At 74.7% G+C, this 21,269-nt stretch carries 19 protein-coding genes, 4 tRNA genes and 2 pseudogenes; 19 read left to right on the top strand and 6 right to left on the bottom strand.

All coding sequences use genetic code 11. The features are described from left to right. Complete coding sequence (locus CUD01_RS04860) at nt 1-531, top strand: MarR family winged helix-turn-helix transcriptional regulator (protein WP_243860752.1); 531 nt, start codon at nt 1-3, stop codon at nt 529-531. Nucleotides 532-564: 33 nt separating this feature from the next. On the opposite strand, the gene CUD01_RS04865 is transcribed toward CUD01_RS04860, so the two are convergent. Next, nucleotides 565-1,629 carry a LacI family DNA-binding transcriptional regulator gene (locus CUD01_RS04865; RefSeq protein WP_094180134.1) on the bottom strand — a complete coding sequence of 355 codons (1,065 nt, stop codon included), beginning with the start codon at nt 1,627-1,629 and terminating at the stop codon, nt 565-567. A gap of 74 nt (nt 1,630-1,703) precedes the next feature. Further along, complete coding sequence (locus tag CUD01_RS04870) at nt 1,704-1,952, bottom strand: hypothetical protein (RefSeq protein WP_141319193.1); 249 nt, start codon at nt 1,950-1,952, stop codon at nt 1,704-1,706. A gap of 305 nt (nt 1,953-2,257) precedes the next feature. Here CUD01_RS04870 and CUD01_RS04875 point away from each other — a divergent pair, with 305 nt between their 5' ends. From CUD01_RS04875 to CUD01_RS04925, 11 genes are all read left to right on the top strand, one after another. Then, on the top strand, nt 2,258-3,178 hold the full coding sequence (locus CUD01_RS04875; RefSeq protein WP_166772001.1) for a phosphatase PAP2 family protein: 921 nt from the start codon (nt 2,258-2,260) through the stop codon (nt 3,176-3,178). A 192-nt stretch (nt 3,179-3,370) separates the two neighbouring features. Beyond that, complete coding sequence (locus tag CUD01_RS04880; RefSeq protein WP_141319197.1) at nt 3,371-4,582, top strand: toxic anion resistance protein; 1,212 nt, start codon at nt 3,371-3,373, stop codon at nt 4,580-4,582. A 7-nt stretch (nt 4,583-4,589) separates the two neighbouring features. Then, nucleotides 4,590-5,114 carry a hypothetical protein gene (locus CUD01_RS04885; protein WP_141319199.1) on the top strand — a complete coding sequence of 175 codons (525 nt, stop codon included), beginning with the start codon at nt 4,590-4,592 and terminating at the stop codon, nt 5,112-5,114. Continuing rightward, the gene (locus CUD01_RS04890; RefSeq protein ID WP_141319201.1) at nt 5,111-6,694 is read left to right on the top strand and encodes an AAA family ATPase; all 1,584 of its coding nucleotides are present in this window, start codon (nt 5,111-5,113) and stop codon (nt 6,692-6,694) included. The genes CUD01_RS04885 and CUD01_RS04890 overlap by 4 nt, the downstream gene beginning before the upstream one ends. Beyond that, nucleotides 6,691-7,971 (top strand): GlnX family signal transduction membrane protein, encoded by a 1,281-nt coding sequence (locus CUD01_RS04895; protein ID WP_141319203.1) that lies wholly within the window; start codon nt 6,691-6,693, stop codon nt 7,969-7,971. The genes CUD01_RS04890 and CUD01_RS04895 overlap by 4 nt, the downstream gene beginning before the upstream one ends. Further along, nucleotides 7,971-8,963 (top strand): glutamate ABC transporter substrate-binding protein, encoded by a 993-nt coding sequence (locus CUD01_RS04900; protein ID WP_141319205.1) that lies wholly within the window; start codon nt 7,971-7,973, stop codon nt 8,961-8,963. The genes CUD01_RS04895 and CUD01_RS04900 overlap by 1 nt, the downstream gene beginning before the upstream one ends. Further along, on the top strand, nt 8,960-10,078 hold the full coding sequence (locus CUD01_RS04905; protein ID WP_244937656.1) for a hypothetical protein: 1,119 nt from the start codon (nt 8,960-8,962) through the stop codon (nt 10,076-10,078). The genes CUD01_RS04900 and CUD01_RS04905 overlap by 4 nt, the downstream gene beginning before the upstream one ends. Further along, nucleotides 10,075-12,402: a serine/threonine-protein kinase gene (locus CUD01_RS04910; RefSeq protein ID WP_141319206.1), complete on the top strand. Its 2,328-nt coding sequence runs from the start codon at nt 10,075-10,077 to the stop codon at nt 12,400-12,402. Before CUD01_RS04905 ends, CUD01_RS04910 begins: the two co-directional genes overlap by 4 nt. Next, the gene (locus CUD01_RS04915) at nt 12,399-13,499 is read left to right on the top strand and encodes a PP2C family protein-serine/threonine phosphatase (RefSeq protein WP_244937657.1); all 1,101 of its coding nucleotides are present in this window, start codon (nt 12,399-12,401) and stop codon (nt 13,497-13,499) included. The genes CUD01_RS04910 and CUD01_RS04915 overlap by 4 nt, the downstream gene beginning before the upstream one ends. A gap of 64 nt (nt 13,500-13,563) precedes the next feature. Further along, nucleotides 13,564-14,841: a vWA domain-containing protein gene (locus CUD01_RS04920; RefSeq protein WP_141319210.1), complete on the top strand. Its 1,278-nt coding sequence runs from the start codon at nt 13,564-13,566 to the stop codon at nt 14,839-14,841. Further along, nucleotides 14,838-15,653, top strand: coding sequence for an FHA domain-containing protein (locus CUD01_RS04925; RefSeq protein WP_141319212.1), 816 nt, complete (start codon nt 14,838-14,840; stop codon nt 15,651-15,653). The genes CUD01_RS04920 and CUD01_RS04925 overlap by 4 nt, the downstream gene beginning before the upstream one ends. 22 nt (nt 15,654-15,675) lie before the next feature. Here the strand turns inward: CUD01_RS04925 and CUD01_RS04930 are convergent, their stop codons facing one another. Continuing rightward, the gene (locus CUD01_RS04930) at nt 15,676-15,915 is read right to left on the bottom strand and encodes an SGNH hydrolase domain-containing protein (protein WP_141319214.1); all 240 of its coding nucleotides are present in this window, start codon (nt 15,913-15,915) and stop codon (nt 15,676-15,678) included. Nucleotides 15,916-15,927: 12 nt separating this feature from the next. Here CUD01_RS04930 and CUD01_RS16965 point away from each other — a divergent pair, with 12 nt between their 5' ends. After that, nucleotides 15,928-16,092, top strand: coding sequence for a hypothetical protein (locus tag CUD01_RS16965; protein ID WP_244937658.1), 165 nt, complete (start codon nt 15,928-15,930; stop codon nt 16,090-16,092). On the opposite strand, the pseudogene CUD01_RS04935 reads toward CUD01_RS16965, so the two are convergent. After that, a pseudogene (locus CUD01_RS04935) lies at nt 16,032-16,598 on the bottom strand (acyltransferase family protein); the annotation flags it as partial. The gene CUD01_RS16965 and the pseudogene CUD01_RS04935 sit on opposite strands and share 61 nt — an antisense overlap. 248 nt (nt 16,599-16,846) lie before the next feature. On the opposite strand from CUD01_RS04935, the gene CUD01_RS04940 reads away from it, so the two are divergent. The 3 genes from CUD01_RS04940 (at nt 16,847) to CUD01_RS04950 (ending at nt 17,126) form a co-directional block, all read left to right on the top strand. Next, nucleotides 16,847-16,918: transfer RNA gene (locus tag CUD01_RS04940), tRNA-Gly, on the top strand. 45 nt (nt 16,919-16,963) lie between these two features. Further along, nucleotides 16,964-17,034 (top strand) — tRNA-Cys (locus CUD01_RS04945). 17 nt (nt 17,035-17,051) lie between these two features. Continuing rightward, nucleotides 17,052-17,126: transfer RNA gene (locus tag CUD01_RS04950), tRNA-Val, on the top strand. A 14-nt stretch (nt 17,127-17,140) separates the two neighbouring features. On the opposite strand, the gene CUD01_RS16970 is transcribed toward CUD01_RS04950, so the two are convergent. After that, nucleotides 17,141-17,542, bottom strand: coding sequence for a glycosyl hydrolase family 65 domain-containing protein (locus tag CUD01_RS16970; RefSeq protein ID WP_244937659.1), 402 nt, complete (start codon nt 17,540-17,542; stop codon nt 17,141-17,143). Between the two features lie 596 nt (nt 17,543-18,138). Between CUD01_RS16970 and CUD01_RS04960 the strand changes: the two genes are divergently transcribed. Both CUD01_RS04960 and CUD01_RS04965 read left to right on the top strand, forming a co-directional pair. Then, complete coding sequence (locus CUD01_RS04960; protein WP_141319216.1) at nt 18,139-19,272, top strand: chorismate-binding protein; 1,134 nt, start codon at nt 18,139-18,141, stop codon at nt 19,270-19,272. Nucleotides 19,273-19,276: 4 nt separating this feature from the next. Next, nucleotides 19,277-20,137, top strand: a complete 861-nt coding sequence (locus CUD01_RS04965) for an aminotransferase class IV (RefSeq protein WP_141319218.1) — start codon at nt 19,277-19,279, stop codon at nt 20,135-20,137. A 234-nt stretch (nt 20,138-20,371) separates the two neighbouring features. Here the strand turns inward: CUD01_RS04965 and CUD01_RS16975 are convergent. Then, nucleotides 20,372-20,725, bottom strand: a pseudogene (locus CUD01_RS16975) (SsgA family sporulation/cell division regulator); the annotation flags it as partial. Nucleotides 20,726-21,141: 416 nt separating this feature from the next. On the opposite strand from CUD01_RS16975, the gene CUD01_RS04975 reads away from it, so the two are divergent. After that, nucleotides 21,142-21,216, top strand: a tRNA-Val gene (locus tag CUD01_RS04975). Nucleotides 21,217-21,269 lie beyond the last annotated feature (53 nt).

Here is a 21,269-nt window from a genome sequence, read left to right on the forward strand (position 1 = left end):
ATGCCCGAGACCGCAACCCCAGAGCACTACTGGTACGGCGAGGACCCCTCGCCCGCCGAGATGCTCGAGGCGTTGCGCGCGTTCCGCCGGGCCGACGCGGCCATGCGCCGCCGCACGGCCGCCGACATGGCCATGAACGAGACGGACCTGCGCGCGCTCCAGGTCGTCATCGCGCGCGAGCTCGACGGTCGCTCGACGAGCCCCCACCACCTCGCGGACGTCCTCCAGATCTCGACCGCGTCGACCACCAAGCTGGTCGACCGGCTCACGCGCTCGGGTCACCTGGTGCGCGAGGCGCACCCGACCGACCGGCGCGGGGTCGTCGTCCGCGCGACGCCGCACGCGCACGACGAGGTGCACGAGAGGCTCGCCGGGATGCATGCGCGCATGGCCGGGGTCGCCGACGACGTCCCGCGCGCCGCGCGCCCGGCAGTGGTGGCATTCCTGCGCGAGATGACGGCCGTCCTCGACGACGACGAGCCGATCGCGCCGCTCACCACCGCTCCCACGGCGGTCGACGGCGACGCCTGAGAACCGCGCGACGCGGGGCCCGGCCCGGGCTCGTCAGGCGGGCGCGGGGCCCGTCGAGGCGCGCACGACGAGCTCCGTCGGGACGACGACGTGCTCGGGCGTGCTCGGTGCGGCACCGGGTGCGGCCGCGGCGATGGCGTGCTCGATCGCACGCGCGGCCGCGCGGCCCTTGGCCGCCAGGTCCTGGCGGACCGTGGTCAGCGGCGGGACGACCGTGCGGCTCAGGGCGCTGTCGTCGTAGCCGACGACCGACACGTCGCCGGGCACGTCCAGACCGAGCTCGCCCGCCACACGCACCACCGCCCACGCCACCAGGTCGGAGAAGCAGAGCACCGCGGTCGGGCGGTCGGGGAGCGTGAGTGCGGTGCGGGCGGCCTCGAGCGCGTCCGCCTCCAGGTTGTCCTCCATGTGGACCGCCACCACGTCGGCACCTGCCGGGCCCAGGGCGCTCATCCAGCCTTCGACGCGCTCGCGCGAGACGAGCCCGACGCCGGCGGTGGCGGGGTCGGGTGCGACCCCGGGCTGCTCGCCCCACGCGGTCGTCAGGAGCGCGACCCGCCGGTGGCCCAGGTCGAGCACGTGCTGCGCGGCGGCGCGTGCTCCCGGACGGTCGTCGAGCAGGACGCTCGAGGCGCGCTCGACCGTCGGTGCCTGGTCGACGAAGACCAGGGGCAAGGACCGGCGCTCGAGCCAGTCGAACGCGGTGGTGTCCGTGACGCACGCGTACACGAGGGCGGCGTCCATGGGGACGTCGCGTGCCGCGTCCCGGATCGCTGCGCTCTTGGCGGGCAGGAGCGCGAGCGCGAGGCCGGTGGGTGCGAGCTCCTCCGCGACCGAGGCGAAGAACTCGGCGGCGATGGGGTCGCGGAACGCGTTCGCGGGCGACTGCGTGAACAGCACCCCCACGGTGCCCGACGAGCCCCGGGCGAGGATCCGGGCTGCGGGGTCCGGGCCCACGTACCCGAGCTCGTCCGCCGCCGCCAACACCTTGGCCCGTAGCTCGGCGGAGAGCTGGTCGGGCCGGGAGAACGCGTTCGAGACCGTCATGCGGCTCACGCCGACCTTGTCGGCGATCGTCTGCAGCGTGACCCGCCCCACGCTCGTCTCCTGTCGTCCCGGCCCCGCGTCCCGCGCGAGGTCCCGGACGTCAGGGTAGGCGACGCCGGCGCCGGTCAACGGACGAGCGCGGAGCGGTCCGCCGGTGCGATCGCGTCCGCGAGCCGGTGCAGCGACCGGGCGCCGCGACGGCGGACGGCGAGCACGCCGCCGTGCACGCCGGAGTCGGCGGAGCGCCGGTGCGCGACGGGGCCGGTGGTCGGTGCGTCGGGCACCACGGGGGCGTCCGGGAGGGCGCTGCGCGACTGCGTCAGGGTCGCGCGGCGCGAGTGGAGCAGGGCGAGAGGCGGCTGGCTCAGGTACACGGTCGTTCCCCTTCTGTACCGGTCAAGTGACGGCTTCGACGCTACGCCTTCGGTCTGTACCGGTCAAGAGATATCTGCGCCGAATGTCGGACCGCCTCCGCTCGGCCTCGCGTCACGGCATCGGCCCTGGTCCGGCCGGGTCCGACATCACCCGCGCGGGCGCCGCGAAGGGGATGGACGCGTTCCCGCGGGGGTCTAGGGTGGCTCGGGTGGTCCGTGCGGTGAGTGGCGTGAGTGGGCATGGCGCGAGTGGGCATGGCGTGAGTGGGCATGGCGTGAGTGGGCATGACATGAGGGGGCATGACGTGGGCGACGAGGCGACAGGCGCGGCGGGGGAGTCGGCGCGCGGTCGGCGTACCCGCCGGGACGTCATCCGCGAGGTCGTGCTCGTCGTCGGCCTCTACGTCGCGTACTCGGCCACGCGCCTGGCCGCCAGCGGGTCGTGGGACGTCGCCAAGGGGCACGCCCGAGGGATCCTGGACGTCGAGCGAAGGCTCCACATCGACGTCGAGCTCGCGCTCAACACGTGGACCTCGCAGCACCAGTGGTTCGAGATCGCGACGTCGTACTGGTACCAGTCGATGCACTACCTCGTGACGCCCACCGTGCTCGTCGTGCTCTTCCTGCGCCGTCCCTTGCTCTACCGTCCCGCGCGCACCGCCCTCATGGGGGCGACGTTCCTCGCGCTGTTCGGCTACTTCTTCTTCCCCACGGCCCCGCCGCGCCTGCTCGGCGAGTACGTCGACACGGTGTCCGAGACCTCCCGGTGGGGATGGTGGCCCTCGGCCGCCGAGCAGGCCGCGAGCGGCGCGAGCTCCGTGACCAACCAGGTGGCGGCGATGCCCTCCATGCACGTCGGCTGGGCGGTCTGGGTGAGCGCCGTGCTGTGCGTCCTCGTGCGGCCGCTGTGGGCGAAGATCGCGGTCTGGGGCTACGCGGTCACGACCACGCTCGTCGTCATGCTCACCGGCAACCACTGGATCCTCGACGCGGTCGCGGGCGCGGCGATCGTCCTCGGGTGCTGGTGGTTCGCCGGTCACCGCTACGGGCTGTGGGCGCCACGCGCGCAGGTCGACGCCGAGCTCGACGAGCTCGTCGGCGCCGCACCGGCCGTGCGGCCGCCGACCTCCGCCACCGACGACGGCCTGGCACTCGCAGGCGCGGCGGAGCCGGTGCCCCCCGCCTCGGGGCGCGACGACGGCGAGCCGGACGCTGCCCGTCCCTGACGGCGCGGTCCCTGACGGAGCGGTCCCTGACTAGTCGGCTCCCCACGGCGGACCCGGGGTCAAGTCCGGACAGGCCGCCCACAACGTCCCCGGCATGGCATAGCGTGCTGCCGGACGACGACGCAGGCCGCAGCCCCCGGGCGCACGGCCCGCGCACGCCCTGATCGCTTGCCCCCACGCGGAGGTGGACCCATGACGGAACCCGCAGCCGGTGCTCCCGCACCCCTGGCGCCGCCCCTCGAGCTCGAGGCGCCTGCCCCGCTCGCGCCCGTCGCCCAGACGCAGGCGCCGGCCATGGCGCCCCGGGTCGACGAGGCGGCGTTGCCCGGCCTGGACTCCAAGGTCGAGTCGTACCTGGCCGGCCTCGCGGCCGCGCAGGCGGGCTCGCCCGAGTTCGCCGCCAAGGCCGAGGACGTGCGGACCATGGGCGACGCGGACATCCGCGCGGCCGCCGAGACGTCGAACCGCCTGCTGCAGATGCCCGTCAAGGAGCTGCGCGACGGGGGCGTGTCCGGGACCTCCCAGGTGAGCAGGTCGCTGCTCGACCTGCGACGCACGGTCGAGGAGCTCGACCCGTCCGAGGCCAGCCTGGGCAAGAAGATCCTCGGCTTCCTGCCGTTCGGCGACAGCATCACCGACTACTTCCGGCGCTACGAGAGCGCGCAGAAGCAGATCGACGCGATCGTCAACGCGCTCTACAACGGCCAGGACGAGCTCCGCAAGGACAACGCCGCGCTCAACCTCGAGAAGCAGCACCTGTGGGCCACCATGGCGCGGCTCAACCAGTACGTCTACGTCGCGGAGAAGCTCGACGCGCAGCTGTCCGCGATGGTCGTCGAGGTCGAGCGCACCGACCCGCAGCGGGCGAAGTCCCTGCGCGAGGACGTGCTGTTCTACGTCCGTCAGAAGCACCAGGACCTGCTCACGCAGCTCGCGGTGTCGATCCAGGGCTACCTGGCGACCGACATCATCCTCAAGAACAACGGCGAGCTCATCAAGGGCGTGGACCGGGCGACGACGACGACGGTGGCGGCCCTGCGCACCGCCGTCCTCGTCGCGCAGGCGCTCAACAACCAGAAGCTCGTGCTCGACCAGATCGGCGCGCTCAACGCGACGACGACCGGGATGATCGCGTCCACCTCGAAGCTCCTGCGCGAGCAGTCGGTCGCGATCCAGGAGCAGGCCGCGAGCTCGACGCTGGGGCTGCCGCAGCTGCAGCAGTCGTTCAACGACATCTACGCGACCATGGACGCGATCGACGGCTTCAAGGTCAAGGCGCTCGACTCGATGGCCGCCACCATCGGCGTGCTCGAGACCGAGACCACCAAGGCGCGGTCGTACCTCGACCGCGTGCAGCAGTCCGACCGGACGGGTGCTGCCGGCGGCTCGCTCGACCTGGCCTGAGGCGTCGATGGGGTGGTGGGGTGACCTCGTCGGCCGGGTGCGCGGGCGTGCCGGCGACGGCCCCGAGCCCGCACCCATGCCCGCGGCGCCGACGTCCACGCAGATCGTCGAGGCGGTGCACGCGGTCGAGCGGGACGTCGAGGGCCGCGTGCCCGCCGCGGTGACCGCGCGCGTGCACCGGATCGCGCGCGTCGTGGAGGACATGGCACCCCGGCTCGACCGGCTCGGCATCGGGAGCCGCCAGGCGCACACGGTCGTCGCGACCGCGACGAGCTACCTGCCCGAGGCGGTCGGGGCCTACCTGCGGCTGCCGCGCGACTTCGCCGACCGGCGGGTGGTCGCGCAGGGCAAGACGTCGCTCATGCTCCTGTGCGACCAGCTCGACCTGCTCGGGACGACGCTGTCGCAGATCTCCGACGCGGTCTCGCGTCAGGACGCGCGCGCGCTCGTCGCGCACGGGCAGTTCCTCGCCGAGAAGTTCGGCACCTCGTCGCTCGAGGTGCCGCCCGGCGGACCGGCGGTGGCGTCATGAGCGCGGACGCGCTGCGCACCGCCCTCGACGACCTGGTCGCGGCGGGCGTGACCGCCGGGCTCGCGGTCGGGGAGGTGCGCGACGAGGGTGCGCGGCTCGCCGCGGCTGTGGCCGAGGCGGTCCCCGGGGCCCCCGAGACGTGGGCGTCGGCCGTCGGGCAGGACGGCCTGACGGCCTTCTTCACCGCGGCGTCGAGCGCGCGGCGGTGGCGGTCGTCGCCCACCGACCTGCTCGAGCGGCTCGTCGGGGACGGCTCGCCGCACGCGGCCGGGTACGCACGGGCGCTGGCCGGCGTGACGTCCGCCGCGTGCGACCTCGGGGACGCCCCGCTCGACGTCATCGCGCGCGCGTCCACCACCGCCGCCGTGCACCTGGCCGCGGCCCGGACCGCCGTCCCGGACGCACCCGCGCCGCCCACTCCCGTCCCGTCGGCCGCTCCCACTCCGTCGGCCGCACCGGACCGGTCCGCGTCGCCCGACGGTGCGCCCGCGGTCGTGGACCGAGCGCCGACCGGCGGCAGCGGGTCCGCGGCGACCGCGACCCTCGGCACGGCGGTCGCCCCCGAGCCGGAGCCGGACCCGCGCACGCTCGAGGAGCTGCTGGCGGACCTCGACGCGCTCATCGGCCTGCGGCGCGTCAAGCGCGAGATCCGTGAGCAGGCGCAGCTGCTGCGCGTCGAGAAGCTGCGCACCGACGCCGGGCTGACCGCGCCGACGATCACGCGGCACCTCGTGTTCGTCGGGAACCCGGGAACCGGCAAGACGACGGTCGCGCGCCTCGTCGCCGGCATCTACCGGGCGCTCGGGCTCCTCTCCAAGGGGCACCTCGTCGAGGTGGACCGCTCCGAGCTCGTCGGCGGCTACCTCGGCCAGACGGCGCACAAGACCTCGCAGGTCGTGGCCGACGCGGTCGGGGGAGTGCTGTTCGTCGACGAGGCGTACTCCCTCACGGGCGACCAGTACGGCGAGGAAGCCGTCAACACGCTCGTCAAGGACATGGAGGACCACCGCGACGACCTCGTGGTGATCGTCGCGGGGTACCCGGGCCCGATGGGGCGCTTCCTCGCGACGAACCCCGGGCTCGAGAGCCGGTTCTCCACGACGATCACGTTCGACGACTACTCCGACGACGAGCTCACCCGCATCTTCGAGCTCGCGGCGACCCGGTCCGACTTCGCGCCCGCGCCCGCGACGCTCGAGCGCTTCCGCGGCGTCGCGGCGGCCCAGCTGCGCGACGAGGGGTTCGGCAACGGGCGGTGGGCGCGCAACATGCTCGACAAGGCCGTGCTGCGCCACGCGTGGCGGTTGCGGGACGTGGCGGCGCCGTCGGTCGACGAGCTGCGCACGTTGCTGCCCGAGGACCTGGTCGATCGGCCCGACGACGGGCCCGACGAGGACTCGGCCGAGACGACCGGAGCCGAGAGCACGACGGTCGCGAGCGCGACGCCCGAGAGCACGACGCCCGAGAGCACGACGCCCGAGAGCACGACGGTCGAGAGCGCCGTCCTGACGCAGGAGCCGCACCCGGCGCCGCACGACGCGCCCACCGCGGGGACCGACGACGAAGAGGAGCCCGCGTGACCCCGACGCCCGCCCCGGCCCCAGCGCCGCCCGCCCGTCCCGTTCCCGCGACTCCCGCGGCGGCGTCCGCGCGGACGGGGCGCCTGCGTCGCACCCCGGCGCGACTGCGCCTCGCCGCCGCGGTCGCGGTCGTCGCGTGCGCCCTCGTCGCGGTCGGCGGGCTGCTCGTCGGCCTCGTGCAGGCCGACGCGCTGCGCTCGGCGGCGGACGACACCGCGCAGCAGGTGCGCACGCTCGACGTCCGCAACGACCTGGTCGCCGCGGACGCGACCGCGACGAACGCGTTCCTGGTCGGCGGCCGCGAGCCGGTGGCACAGCGCGAGCGGTACGACGTGTCCCTGGCGTCGGCGACGAGCGGGCTCACGGCTGTCGCGGGCGCCGACCAGCGCGACGCCGAGCGCCTGCCGGGCGTCAGCACGTCCGTCGCGACGTACAGCGGGCTCGTCGAGCAGGCCCGCGCGAACAACCGGCAGGGGTTCCCGGTGGGCGCGGCGTACCTCGAGACGGCCTCGCAGGAGCTGCGCGCCGAGGCGTTGCCGGGCCTGGACGAGGTCGTGTCCGCGAACGCCTCGAGCGTCACCGACGCGTTCCAGGTCGCCGGCCGCGCGACGCTCGTGCTGCTCGTCCTGCTGGTCGCGCTCGCCGCGCTCGTCGTCGTGCAGGTCTGGCTCGCGTCCCGCACGCACCGTCGGCTGAACCTCGGGCTCGTCCTGTCGACCGTGGTGCTGCTGGTCGCGGGCTTCCTGCTCGGGTCGAACCTGGACGGCGGGTCGCGCACAGCGAACGACGTGCAGGACGGTGCGTACGGGCAGACGGTCGCGGTCGCGCGCGCGTACTCGCTCGCGAACGACGCGAAGGCGGCGGAGTCGTTCACGCTGATCAAGCGGGGTTCGGGTCAGGCGTACGAGGAGTCGTACCAGGCGAGCGTGGACGCGGCCTCGGAGCTGCTTCGTGGCGTCGGTGGCCAGGTCCAGGCGACGTTCGACGCCTGGGCGGCCACGCACGACGAGATCCGCGGGCTCGACGACGGTGGGGACTGGGACGGCGCGGTCGCGCTCGCCACCTCGTCGGAGCCGGGCAGCCCGAACGCGCAGTTCGACGCGTTCGCCCAGGAGGCGCAGACCGCCACGGCGGACTCGAGCGCCCAGGCCCAGTCGGACCTCGAGCACGCCGCCTCGGCCTCGGAGCGCACCGCCTGGCTCGCGCTCATCGCGGGTCTGCTGGCCGCCGGGGCCGCGGTGTGGGGCTTCGCCCCGCGACTGAAGGAGTACCGCTGATGACGACGACGCGCGCACCCCGGACGACGGCTCGCCGCGCCGCGCGCAGGCTCGCGCTGCTCGCGGCGGGCGCACTGGTGCTCGCGGGCTGCACCGCCACCCCGGAGGCGGCCACCGGTGACCCCACGGTCGAGGCGGTGGCGTCGGCCGCGCCGGGGCCGCGGGCCGCTGCGGTGACGTGCGAGGACCTGACGGCGTCCTACGACCCCGGAGCGGACGGCGCGAAGATCTCGGGCAAGAAGCACGTGCAGGCGATCAAGGAGCGCGGCTCGCTGGTCGTCGGCGTCTCGGCGGACACGTTGCTCATGGGCAGCCGCAACCCCATCACGGGTGAGATCGAGGGCTTCGACATCGACATGCTGAAGGCGGTCTCGACCGCGATCTTCGGGTCGCCCGACCACCTGCAGTTCCGTGTCATCACCTCGGGTCAGCGCCTCGACGTGCTCAAGAACCACGAGGTCGACCTGGTGGCGCGCGCGTTCTCGATCACGTGCGAGCGCTGGGACGAGATCGCGTTCAGCGCGGAGTACTTCCACTCGGGGCAGAAGGTGCTGGTCCCGCTCGACTCGACGGCGCGCGGGGTCGCGGACCTCGACGGAGCGCGCGTGTGCGCACCCGAGGGGACCACGACGATCGAGCGGCTCGCGGACTTCCCCGAGGTCGAGGCCGTCGGCGCGCAGACGCACACGCAGTGCCTGGTGCTCTTCCAGCAGGGCAAGGTCGACGCGATCACCGGCGACGACACGATCCTGGCCGGCTTCGCCGCGCAGGACCCGTACGCGAAGGTCGTGGGCGAGGCGATCAGCGACGAGCCGTACGGCATCGGTGTCGCCGCGGACCAGGTCGACCTGGTCCGGTACGTCAACGCGGTGCTCGACGAGGTCAAGGCCGACGGCCGCTGGGCGCAGTCGTACGAGCGCTGGCTGGGTGCGCTCGGGGACGCGCCCGCGCCGCCCGGGTCGGTGTACGGGCGTTCGGCGGGCTCGTCGTGACACCCGCCGGGACGGTGGACCCGCCGGTCGCCCCGGGCCGCCTCGGTGAGGCGATCCCGGCCGCGGACCTGCTGACGTACCTCGCGGCGCTCGAGCGGTGGGCCGCGGACCGTCGCGCCGAGCTCGACCGGCTGGACGCGGTGTCGCGGCAGACGGACACACCCGACGCGTTCACCGGGGACGTCGTGCTCGCCATGACCATGTGGCAGGCGATCCGCGGACGGCTGGACCGGCTCGTCGAGGTCTGGGACTCCGGTCGGGCCGACGTGCTCGCGCGTGAGCAGATGTCCCAGCTCGTGTGGGGGCGGCTGGACGCGGGCGGCTCGTCCGCGCTCGTCTCGCTCGTCGAGGCGGTGACGCTGTGCGACGCGATGATCGACCAGCTGCGTGACCGCCTCGCGTTCGACCCCGGCGCCGCGGACGAGGCGGCGCGCCTGCGGGCGGTGCGCGCCGCGGTGGTGCGGTGCGAGGACCTGGCGTCCGACGAGGACGCGCTGCGCCTCGTGCGTGACCTGCGCGCGAGGGAGCAGGGCATCACGGCCCAGGCGGCGCGCGGCGCCGACGTCGCGGGTCCGCTCGCGGAGCTGGAGACCGCGGTCGCACGCGCGGAGCGCGACCTGATCGTCGACGTCTCGCAGCGGCGGACGCTCGCCCGCCAGCGCACCGACGCGGCCGCGCTGCGCGACGCGCTCGAGGACCGTGAGCCCACGCTGCACGCGCTCGCCGACCGGTGCCGGCGCGAGGTCGTCGACCCGCCGCTGCTCGCCGTGCCCGACGTCTCGCGGCTCGGCGACGTGCCGCCGACCCGCGCCGAGGTGGACGCGTTCGTCGAGCGGCTGCGGACGGTGCAGCGCGCGTTCGACGCGGTCGCCGAGGCGTACGGGCGTCCGCTGCGCGAGCGCGCCGAGCTGCGCTACCAGCTCGAGCGCCTGCGGGCGGTGGCGGACGCGAACGGCCGCAGCGCGTCGCCCACGGTCCGCTCGGGGTACGACGAGGCGCGCGACGCCGTCGAGCGCACGCCGTGCGACGTGGTGCTCGCCCGCTTCCTCGTCGAGCAGTTCGAGTTCCTCACCCGCGACCTGCCCGTGCACGGGCCGAAGGGAGCCGCGCGATGACCGCCTGCACCGAACCGGGCTGCACCGGGACGTACGAGGACGGCTACTGCGACGTCTGCGGGTCTCCGCAAGCGCCGACGGCTCCCGCCGGGACGGGGGTGACGGCGGCGCCGGTCGCCGCGGGTGCGTCCGCGACGTCGCTGCTCGGCACGGGCATCGCGGGGACCGCCACGTCGCCCCGCGGCGGCGCGGCGGCGGGCGAGGACCCCGACGCCGAGCGGTCCACGCGCACCGGCCGGACCAGCTCGAGCAGGCTCGCGACCGCGGCGCTGGGCTCGGCGCGCACCGCCGCGACCGGCTCGCGCGCCACCCGGCGCCTCGGCACGGGGTCCACCCGGCTGCGCGGCGCGCGGCTGGGTGCGGGCCTGACGACCGTCCCCTCGGCCCCGGTGCGCGACCCGCTGCAGGTCGTCATGGCCGACCCGCAGGTCCCCGAGCGCAAGCGGTTCTGCCCGTCCTGCGGCGCGCCCGTCGGCCGGGAGCGTGACGGTGTGCCGGGGCGGACCAAGGGGTTCTGCCCGCAGTGTGGGTCGGGCTTCGACTTCGACCCGCGCCTGGTGCCGGGCGACCTGGTCGGCGGGCAGTACGAGGTCGTCGGCTGCCTCGCGCACGGTGGGCTCGGCTGGATCTACCTCGCGCGGGACCAGAACGTGTCCGGACGGTGGGTCGTGCTCAAGGGCCTGCTGAACGCGGGGGACGCGGACGCCTACGCGGCCGCGATCGCCGAGCGGCAGTTCCTCGCGGAGGTCGAGCACCCGCTGATCGTCGAGATCTACAACTTCGTGATGCACGACGGCGCGGGCTACACCGTCATGGAGTACGTGGGGGGCACGTCACTCAAGGAGATGCTGACGGCACGCCGGGAGGCGAACGCCGGCGTGAACGACCCGCTGCCGGTCGCGCACGCCGTCGCCCTCGTGCTCGAGGTGCTGCCCGCGTTCGCGTACCTGCACGACGTCGGGCTGCTGTACTGCGACTTCAAGCCCGACAACGTGATCCAGCAGGGTGACGCGGTCAAGCTGATCGACATGGGCGGTGTGCGCCGCGTCGACGACCTCGACTCGGCGATCTTCGGCACGATCGGCTACCAGGCGCCCGAGGTGGGCGAGGTCGGCCCTTCGGTCGCGTCCGACGTCTACACGATCGGCCGCACGCTCGTGTCGCTCGTGATCGACTTCCGCGGCAACACGACGACCTACGCGGCCTCGCTGCCGGCCGTCGCCGACACGCCCGTGTTCGCGACGTACGACTCGTTCTACCGCCTCGTCGCGAAGGCGTGCGCCCCGGACCCGTCGGACCGGTTCGCGACCGTCGACGAGCTGCGCACGCAGCTGCTGGGCGTGCTGCGCGAGGTCGTCGCGGCCGACCGGGGACCGGGCCACCCGGCGCTGCACTCGGCGGCGTCCGTGCTGTTCGACGCGCCGACGACCGACGGTCCGCATGCTCCGCTGCGGTGGGACGAGCTGCCGACGCTCAAGGTCGACGCGTCCGACCCGGCGGCCTCCTGGCTCGCCGGTGTGAGCGTCGCGGACCCGCACCAGCGCATCGAGGCGCTCGGCGAGGCCCCCGAGGAGAGCGTCGAGGTCCGGCTCGCGCGGGCGCGCGCCGGGATCGAGGCCGGCGAGCCGGAGGTGGTCCGTGCGGCGCTCGCGCAGGTGCTCGACGCCGACCCGTGGGAGTGGCGCGCGGTCTGGCTCGACGGCCTCGCGCAGCTCGCCGCGGGTGACCCCGTCGCGGCCCGGGCGTCGTTCAACGCCGTGTACGGGCAGGTCCCGGGCGAGCTCGCGCCGAAGCTGGCGCTCGCCGTGGCGTGCGAGCTGTCCGACGAGCCCGAGATCGCCGAGCAGCTCTACGTCATCTGCGCGCGCTCGGACGCCAACTACACGGCCGTCTCCGCGTTCGGGCTGGCGCGGGTGCGGCGGGCCGCGGGCGACCTGGACGGCGCGCTCGCCGCGCTCGACCTCGTGACCGCGACCCGCAGCTCGTTCGCGGAGGCCCGCGTGCAGCGGGCGCAGCTGCTGACCACGTCGGACCGCGGCGTGCCGGCCCTCGCGGAGGCGCTCGCCGGGCTCGAGCGCGTGACGGTCGAGCCGCAGCAGCGTGTGGACCTGCGGATCGAGGTGTTCACCGCCGCGCTCGCCGAGGTCGAGCGCAGCGGCGCGAAGCCGACCCTGCGGATCGCGGACGTGCCGGTGGACGACGCGACGCTGCGCGACGCGCTCGAGGCCGCCTACCGCGAGTCCGCCGCGCTCGCGCCGTCGCGCGACGCCCGGATCGCCCTCGTCGACCGGGCCAACGCGGTGCGGCGGTGGACGGCGTGGTGAGCGGGACGACGAGCGCCGTGACGTGCACCGGCTGCGGGGGAGCGCTGCACCCCGACGACCGCTTCTGCGAGGCGTGCGGGACGCCCGTGGGCGCCGGCACCGGACGGGACCGGCCCGACGACGAGGCCGGGAGCCTGCCTCCGGTCCCGGCACCGCCCGCCGCGAAGGTCGCGGACGAGGACGGAGACGACGTGCCGCCGGCCGGCGGGGCGCCGGTGTGCCGCGCGTGCGGCGGGAGGGTCGCGACGGACGGCTACTGCGAGGAGTGCGGCACCCCGGCGGCCTCCGAGCGGGACCACTTCGCGCAGAGCCCCTCGTCCTGGGTCGGCGGCGTGTGCGACCGGGGCGTGCGGCACGCGCGCAACGAGGACGCGATGGCGCTGGCCGCGTCCGGCGGCTTCGCGGCGCTCGTGGTGTGCGACGGCGTGTCCACGGCGCCCGGCTCCGACGTCGCGAGCCTCGCGGCGGCCGGTGCGGCGCTCGACGTGCTCGTCGCGGGTGGGCCTGAGGGGGCCGCGAGAGTGACGGGGACGGTTGCGGCACGTCAGGCGGCGTGGTCGTCGCTGCTGGGACGCGCGGCGGTCGCGGCGGACGACGCGGTGGCGGCGAGCGCCCCCGGCGCGGAGCCCGAGCACGCACCCTCGTGCACGTTCGTGGCCGCGGTGGTCGACGACGCGCTGCTCGTCGTCGGCTGGCTCGGCGACTCGCGCGTGTACTGGCTCCCCGACGACGGGACACCCGAGCAGCTGACGGCCGACGACTCGGGTGCCGGCGAGCTCATGGCGCGCGGCGTCCCGCGCGCGGCGGCGGAGGCGTCACCGCAGGCGCACGCGATCACGCGCTGGCTCGGCCCGGACGCCGAGGACGTGACGGCGCGCACCACCGCGGCGACGGTCGACGGACCCGGCTGGGTGCTCGTGTGCTCCGACGGGCTGTGGAACTACTGCTCCCCGGCGCCGGACGTCGCGCTGCTCGTGCGCGAGCACGCCGCGGCGGCCGGTGCGGACCCCACCGCGACCGCGGCCGCGCTCGTCGCCTGGGCGAACGCGCAGGGCGGCCGCGACAACGTCACGGCCGCGCTGGCCCGGGTCGGCTAGCCTCGAGCCAGCGCCCGAGGCCCAGCCGCCGGCACCCCGAACGCACACCGACGAAGGATTGAGCGTGGCCGTCTTCACTGCCGAGGTCTTCCAGAACGAGTTCCTGCCCCAGGGCAGCACGGACGTGCACGCGATCGTCACGCTGACGAGCCAGGGCGCCGGGTCCGCGGACACCGCGTCGGGCGCCGTGGCCGAGATCATCATGGTCGACACGTCCGGCTCGATGAGCGGGCGCAACATGGACGCCGCGAAGCACGCGGCGCAGGTCGCGGTGGACCAGATCCCGGACGGCACGTGGTTCGCGATCGTCGGGGGCAGCCACGTCGCGCAGCGCGTGTTCCCGTACCCGAACGCGGTCCGGGACATGGTGCAGATGGAGCCGGGCGCGCGCTTCGAGGCGAAGCGGGCGATCGCGTCGTTGCAGCCGTCGGGCGGCACCGCGATGAGCACGTGGCTCGCGCTGGCCGACCGGCTCTTCGCGACGGTCCCGCACGTGCCGCAGCGGCACGCGATCCTGCTGACCGACGGCAAGAACGAGTCGGAGCCGCGGCAGGCGCTGTCGGGGGTCGTGCGCGCGGTCACGGGTCACTTCCAGTGCGACGCGCGCGGTGTGGGCGCGAACTGGCAGGTCGACGAGCTGCGCGAGATCGCCACGGCGCTGCTCGGCACGGTGGACCTCATCGCGGACCCCGACGACATCGCCGCCGACTTCCGGGACCTGGTGCAGCGCTCCATGGCGCGGGGCATCGCGGACGCGGAACTGCGGGTGTGGGCCCCCCAGGGCGCCCAGGTGCTGTTCGTCCGGCAGGTGTCGCCGACGGTCGAGGACCTCACCGCCCGCCGTCGCGAGGTCAACCCGCTCACGGGGGCGTACCCGACGGGCTCGTGGGGCGACGAGTCCCGCGACTACCACGTGGCGGTCCGCGTCCCTTCCAAGCCGGTGGGCTCGGAGCAGCTCGCGGCGCGCGTGCAGATCGCGGTGGGCGGCGAGGTGCTCTCGTCCGGCCTGGTGAAGGCACGCTGGTCCGACGACGACTCGCTCACGGCTCGGATCAGCCCGGAGGTCGCGCACTACACGGGCCAGGCGGAGCTCGCGAGCGCGATCCAGGAGGGCCTCGCGGCGAAGGCGGCCGGCGACGAGGCGACCGCGACGGTGAAGCTGGGGCGTGCGGTGCAGCTCGCCCAGGAGACGGGCAACGACGAGGCGACGAGCCGGCTGCGGCGGGTCGTCGAGATCGAGGACCCGGAGCAGGGCACCGTGCGCCTCAAGCGCAACACCGACCGGCTCGACGAGATGGCGCTCGACACGGCGTCGACCAAGACGACCCGGGTGCGCCGGTGAGCACGGTCCGTTGCCCCGAGGGGCACCCGTCGACGTCGACCGACTACTGCGACGTGTGCGGCGCCCCGATCTCTTCCGCCGGTGCGTCCACACCGGCCGCGGCGGGCCCGTCGCCCTCCGCCGGGCCGACGACGTGCCCGCACTGCCAGTCGCCCGCGGCGGCGGGTGCGCTGTTCTGCGAGAACTGCGGCTACGACTTCACGACGGGCGCGACCCCCGCGCCCCTGGTCCCGCCCGCGGGCGTGGCCTCGACGTCCTCGCCCTCGGCCGCGACGGGTGAGCAGCCCGCGGTGGAGGCGACCGAGGCCCGGGCGCAGGAGCCCGCGACCGACCCCGCGACCGGTGCCTCTCCGGGGCCCGGCCCGGCGTCCGCGGGCGGCGGGCTGCCGACTCCGGCACCGGACGGCCCCGACTCGTGGGTGGCCGAGGTCTGGATCGACCCCGACTGGTACGCGCTCCAGTCGCCCGAGGACCCGATGCCGTCCGCGGGGCTGCCCGTGCTCGTCCCGCTGCGCACGCGCAGCGCGCTCGTCGGACGTCCGTCGGTGTCGCGCAACATCCACCCGACGATCGACTGCGGCGCGGACTCGGGGGTGTCGCGCCGGCACTGCCAGCTCAACACCGACGGCACGCGCTGGTGGGTCGAGGACCTGCAGTCCTCGAACGGCACGTACGTGGCGCGCGTGGGTGAGCCGCTTCCGCAGGCCCCGATCCCGGTGGGTCAGCGCTACGAGCTGGCGGACGGCGACCGCGTGTACGTCGGCGCGTGGACGCGGATCGTCGTGCGGCTCGCGCTGCCGGGCGAGGTCTGAGCCGCAGCGCTCGGGCGTCGACCTAGCCGCGGTCCGAGCCGCGGATGCGGTCGGCCACGGCCGCCTCGACCTCGGGGCGCAGCGACTGCGCGAACGTGCGCGTGAGGTGGCCGTGGTCGAAGTACACGATCGCGCCGCCGACGACGTCGTGGCACCGGCCGTCCCAGCAGAGCACGTGGTCGAGGTCGAGCACCGAGACGAGGCCGCTCGCGTCGTCGGCCGCGGCCTCGGCGAGCGGGTCCGGCTCGATCGCGACGTCCACACGCGCGTCGTCGTGACGAAGTACGCACGCGCCGGGTCGGCGGCGGTGAGCGACGCGCTCCACCACAGCGACGCGAGCGTCACGGCCGCGACGACGACGCCCGCGACGGCCCGGCGTCGACCGGTGCGGCGCGCGACGAGCGCGGCGGCGGCCAGCAGCAGCGGCCACACGACGTAGAACTGCTCCTCGACGCCGAGCGACCAGAAGTGCTGCGCCGGGCTGGGGGTGGCGTCCGCCGCCAGGTAGTCCGTGGCCTGCTCGGCGAGCTGCCAGTTCTCCTGGATCAGGGTCGCGGCGAGCAGCTCGCGGGCGGCCTGCGTCAGCAGGTGGCTCGGCAGGAGCACGACGCTCGCGACGGTGGTCACCGCCAGGACCGTCGCGGCCGCGGGCAGCAGGCGCCGCACGCGGCGGGCCCAGAACGCCGCCAGACCGCGCAGGTCGGTCGGTGGGTGGCGCAGCAGGTGCGAGGTGATGAGGAAGCCCGACACGACGAAGAACACGTCGACGCCCACGTACCCGCCGGGCAGCGCCTGCGGCCAGGCGTGGAAGACGACGACCGCCGCGACCGCGACCGCGCGCAGCACCTGGATGTCGCGCCGCGCGGGCGCGGCACGGCGCTCGCGCGGCGTCCGGTCGGAGCCGGCGGCCGCGGGCGGCCGGGGGAGCGTGGTCGTCGAGGTCATGAGCTCGGCTCGCGGGGAAGGGGACGGCTTGCGGGGCCGGTGCCGGGTGTCGGCGACGGACCAGGGTAGGCGGACGGGCGCGTCCAGCGCGCCGCGGGCGCCGCACGCGCGCGGCGACACGCCGGGAGATCCGCGTGATCCTGCGGATCGGGCCCGGGCGCCGGGAGCCAGTTGGACTCTGACGCGAAGACTCGGATAAAGTCTGGGACGCACACGGAACGCCGGTGAGAAACCGGGGGACGTGCAGCGCGGACGTGGCTCAGTGGTAGAGCATCACCTTGCCAAGGTGAGGGTCGCGGGTTCGAATCCCGTCGTCCGCTCGGAGACATCCTTTCGGCTCAGGCCGCTGAGGACTGCGGTCTCAGGGTGGAGTGGCCGAGAGGCGAGGCAGCGGCCTGCAAAGCCGTATACGTGGGTTCGAATCCCATCTCCACCTCGCAGCAACACACCCCCGGGCGATTGGCGCAGCGGTAGCGCGCTTCCCTGACACGGAAGAGGTCACTGGTTCGATCCCAGTATCGCCCACCAGCCAAGGCCCCAGGTCATCGACCTGGGGCCTTCGTCGTACCCGGGCTCGTGGCACCCAGGCTCGTCGTGCTCGAGCCCGTCGTGCCGGCTGAGGCAGCCGGTGCCGACGCCCCGTCGTCGGTCGGTGCGCCGTCGCTCGTCTGGAAGACGCCGGTGAACGAGACCGGTGAGCCCTGCGCCGCGGTGAACGGCACGTCGCGGTGGTCTCCCGAGACCGGGGGACCGCTCAGCACGGCGTACGTGACGCGCCGCGGCTCGATGCTCACCTCGAGGACCGAGCCGCGGATCCGCAGCGGGAACCGCAGCCGCCGACCACGCGTCGGGAGCATCGGGTTGAAGCGCGTGCCGCGCCACCGGTAGCCGGCGAAGCCCTGGACGAGCGCCATCCACGTCCCGCCCGCCGACGCGACGTGCACGCCGTCGCCCAGGTTGCCGGCGGTCCGACCTCGCGCTCGTGCTCCGCGACGACCACCGCGCGACCCACCGTGCGTGCCTGGTGGAGCGTGAGGCTCGCGCGGTCCGCGAGGAGGGAGCACTCCTGCGCGCCGTAGTGGTACGCGAGCCACTTCGTGAGCCGCCCGGGCGGGAGCGTGATGCCGCGGGACGCGAGGAAGTCGTGGACGCCGGTCTCGCGTGTCTTGCCGTCCACCGCCGACGCGTAGTCGGCGCGCTCGTCGAAGCGCGGCAGGTCCGTGCCGTGGTCCGTGTCCCACTCGGCGAGGAGCTCGTCGAACATGGACTTCCACGCCGCCGCGTGCACGGTGCGTGTGGTCGTGAGGACCCCGTCGAGGTCGAGGAGCACCGCGTCGAAGTCGCGAGGGGTGACGGGCGAGGGTATCGATCCTCCGCGGCCGGCGCCCAGCACACCCGGCTGGCCGTTCAGCCGGCTCGGGGCGCCGCTCGCTCCGAGCGTTCTCTCGCGAGCCGCAGGCGTCAACCGGGCGCCCGACCAGCCGCTCGACGCTCCCGGACGCCCCGACCCGGGCGTGAGTGCGGCGGTTACCGTGTGCGCGTGCCCGAGTCCGCAGCCCACGCCCGGTTCGCCGGCCTGCGGCTGCGCGGGCTCGTCGAGTGCGTCGACGTGCGCCTGCAGCCCGAGCGGCTCGCGGAGCCCGGCTGGTGGGCGCTCGTCGGCGAGTTCGAGGGGCGCGTGCGCGCATGGCGGTTCGAGGAGGCGGACACCGCGCCCGCGGGCGGTGGCGCGGGGTGGGTCGGCCCGCGTGCGGCGGACTGGGTGAGCTCGCTCACGCGGGAGGAGTACGTGCGGGCCGTCGAGTCCGTCCGCGCGCATGTCCGTGAGGGCGACGTCTACCAGGCGAACGTCTGCCGGGTGCTCTGCGCCGAGCTCGGGTCCGCCGACGACGAGCCTGACGCGGCCGCTCTCGCGGACGTCCTGGCGGCCGGCAACCCGGCGCCGTACGCCGGCTACGTGCACGTCCCGCGGGGGAGTGTCGGGGACGGGGGCACGGACCGCTTGGACGGGCACCGGGACGACGAGGGGGTGTGGGTCGTGACCGCGTCACCCGAGCTGTTCCTGAGGGTCGAGGACGGCGTCGTGACCTCCGCGCCGATCAAGGGCACCGCGACGACCCGCGACGGGCTGACCCCCAAGGACGTCGCGGAGAACGTCATGATCACCGACCTCGTCCGCAACGACCTGCAGCGGGTCTGCGAGCCGGGGACGGTCGAGGTCACGACGCTCCTGGGGGTCGAGGAGCACCCGGGCCTCGTGCACCTCGTGTCGACCGTGCGCGGGACGCTCGCGGCACCGCACCGCGGGTCCGGCGCGCTGTGGCCCGCGCTGCTGGAGGCGACGTTCCCGCCCGGCTCGGTGGCGGGCGCGCCCAAGTCGTCGGCGCTGCGCGTCATCGACGAGGTGGAGCCCGTGGCGCGCGGGCCGTACTGCGGTTTCGTCGGGTGGGTGCACGTGGCGCCGGACGGTGGGGTCCGCGCGGAGCTGGCGGTGGGGATCCGGACGTTCTGGTGGGAGCCGGACGCCGACGGGCGAGGCCGGTTGCGGTTCGGCACGGGCGCGGGCATCACGTGGGGGAGCGACGCGCGCGCCGAGTGGGCCGAGACCGAGCTCAAGGCCGCGCGGCTCGTCGCACTCGCGTCCCGGGACGCAGGTCCGGGGATGTCAGACTGACGCCATGAGCGTCGTGATCTGGGCGGACGGTCGACTGCACGCACCCACGGACCGCATCCTCACGGGCGTGGACCACGGCGTGACCGTGGGCGACGGCGTGTTCGAGACGTGCGCGGTCTACGGCGGTCGCGCGTTCGCGCTCACCCGCCACCTGCGGCGTCTCGCCCGCTCCGCGACGGGGCTGGGCCTGCCCGTGCCCGACGAGGACGCCGTGCGCGAGGCCGTCGCCGCGGTGCTGGCCGCCGCGCCCGACGCCGGTCGCCTGCGGCTGACCTACACCGGCGGTCCGGGTCCGCTCGGGTCGCACCGCGACGAGCCCGACGCGCAGCGCCCGACCCTCGTCGCGCTCGCCGGGCCGGCCACACGCGCCGCGACCAGCCGGGTGGTGCGGGTGCCGTGGGTGCGCAACGAGCGGTCGGCGGTCGCCGGGCTGAAGACGACGTCGTACGCGGAGAACGTCGTGGCGCTCGCCGAGGCGCACCGCCGCGGCGCCGACGAGGCGGTTCTCGCCAACACCGTCGGCCTGCTGTGCGAGGGGACGGGGTCGAACGTCGTCGTGGAGCGCGACGGCGAGCTCGTGACGCCGCCGCTGTCGAGCGGGTGCCTCGCCGGGATCACGCGCGAGCTGCTGCTCGAGTGGGCCGGCGAGGCCGGTCTGCCGGTGCGGGAGGCCGTCGACGGCGAGCTGCGCTACGAGATCCTCGACGAGGTGCTGGCCGGCCGGGCGCACCTGACGCTGACGGGTTCGATCCGCAACGTGTCGCCCGTGGTCGCGCTCGACGAGCGGGACGTCACCGCGGGGCCGCTCTCGCTCGCGGCCGCCGACCTGTTCCAGGCACGCGCGCTCGACGACCTCGACCCGTGACCGTGGGGCCGGCCCGCGACCGGCGTCGGCACGGCCCCGGACAGCACGAGAGCCGGCCCCGTCGACGGCGACGGGACCGGCGTGATGCTCGGGATGGTCAGGCGGTGAGCAGCGCGGCGATGAACGCCGAGATCTCCGCCTCCATGCCGAGATCTCCGCCTCCATGCGGTCGCTCTCCGCACCCAGCGGCACCAGCTCCTCGGTGCGGGCGAGGAACCGGACGATGGGGTCGCTCGGGGCGGCGAGCAGCGCGCTGCCCTCCACCCCGCTCAACGACACGAGCGCGTAGTCGGGATCCTCGTCCCGCCACACCTGGACGTCGCCACTTCCGGCAGGCGCCTCGGACGACGCGTGCATGCCCATGGAGAGCAGCTCGCGGCCGATGAGCCAGGTCGACATGGTGTGCGGGCCGGTGAAGACCGCGCGCACCGTGTACGGGTCCGTGGTCCGGAAGGAGAGCTCAGCGCTCACCGGGATGACGCTCGCGTCACTCCCGATCAGCTGCATGGCGACGACCTCGACGACGTCATACGACGAATGCGTCATCGGGTCCCCTCTTCTCGTTACGTGGGCTGTTCGTCCCATCATGGCAGTGCGATTGCCCGATTGGACCTGAAGTGCACCCAGGTTCACCCGGTGGGACGTGTGGTGAACGTGCTCACCGGGTCCGAGGATGCCCCCGACACCTCGCGTTCGGCCACCCCTTCGTGTGGTCGCGTCCTTGTTCCCTGCACGATCGGTCGGTCCGGGCGCGGACTTGAGGCCCGGGCGCACACTTTTTCGGTCGATTTCTGCCGGGCCGTCCCGGTGTGCGTGGCGGGGACCGTCGGCGCGGCGCCGTCCGGGCCGTGCGGCGGTCCCGCATCACCCGTCCGGGGGGTCGAGGACGTGCCCGACCCGCGGGTGGGACCCTGCGCCGGGCCCGGTTCGGAATCTGTGCGCATCCCGGGTAGCATTCCGTCTGCGCCGCTCACGGGTGGTGCACGTCGGCCCTGCCGGCGGACGGGCGATTGGCTCAGTGGTAGAGCGCCTCGTTCACACCGAGGAGGTCACTGGTTCGAACCCAGTATCGCCCACCACCACATCGACGAAGGCCGCCGCGAGGCGGCCTTCGTCGTCCCTGGCCGCTGTC

It is taken from the genome of Cellulomonas uda, from assembly GCF_006538705.1.
Classification (GTDB): Bacteria; Actinomycetota; Actinomycetes; order Actinomycetales; family Cellulomonadaceae; genus Cellulomonas; species Cellulomonas uda.